Here is a 1,043-nt window from a genome sequence, read left to right as displayed (position 1 = left end):
GCGTGGTGCCGTTGCGATCCGGGTCGAGGACGTTGTCGACCACACCCTCTACGGTTGGCATCGGCAGTTCCAGGCGTGGCTCGCCGACCGCGAGCAGCGCCGCGTGTTCGGACTCGCGGATCGCATTGAGCGCACTGTAGCGATCGAGCTTCGCCAGTACGCCGTCGTCGCTCAGCAATTGGTAATAGAGCTCCAGCGTGCCACCTTCCAGAATCTTGATATGGGCACCGTCAACGGTGATGTACAGCGGTAATCCGGCGCTGATGTCGCCATTGGTGATCGGTCGCAATGGCAGGTCGGGCAGGTACGGCGTGAGATCCGGCAGGGTGCCGAGCCAGAACAGTTTGATCGCCTGACCGGCCTCGAACGAGGCGTCCCACGGGATTTCGATGCGGGTGCGCGGCAGGTCCGGATCGAGCGCCCCTTGCTCGGCGTCTTCGGCGATTGGCGGCTTGAGGCGCTGGAGTTGACCGATGACGCTGATGAACTGCCCTTTGGAAAAAATATCGGCCGAGCCATCGGCTTTCCGGATGCGGTAGGACAGCACCATCTGGGCCTTGGCAAAGCGGCGCAGGAGGGCATTGTCGATCGGTATTTCAAGGACGCTCGGTACGCTCTCCAGGACCTTGCCCGGCAGTTCGTGGTCGATCGGTGTCCCTTCCACCGGCGTGCCTTTGAGTTTGAGGAAGACGGTGTCGTCCTTCGCGAAAAACTTGCCGTCCACGGCAAGGACCTGCCCGGTGCCCTTGGCATCGCCCAGCTTGTCGAGATCCAGCACGTTGTTCTGCGTTTCCTTGAGCAGCGGTGCCAGTGGACGCGCCGTGTCGATGCCGACCACCACCCGCTGGGCGGCACTCCAGTCCTCGGAACGGTTGTCGACCTTGTCGTACAGTTCGAAAACCACCGCCAGCCCGGTGCTGTCAGAGTCCCCCGCGTCACGGATCGTGGCTTCGTCGACATGGATGACGATCGGCGTTTTGCCGTCGGCCTGATCCTGGGTCAAAGGCGGGCTGAACACGAAGACCCCGCCCCAGCTCAGGCGG

At 62.9% G+C, this 1,043-nt stretch carries 1 pseudogene; it reads right to left on the bottom strand.

The features are described from left to right. A pseudogene (locus AC07W4_RS27820) lies at positions 1–1,043 on the bottom strand (hypothetical protein); the annotation flags it as partial.

Source organism: Pseudomonas sp. GW821-FHT02A08 (assembly GCF_059422045.1).
The sequence above is the reverse complement of the archived record's forward strand: the minus strand, read 5'-3'. Positions and strand labels throughout refer to the sequence as shown.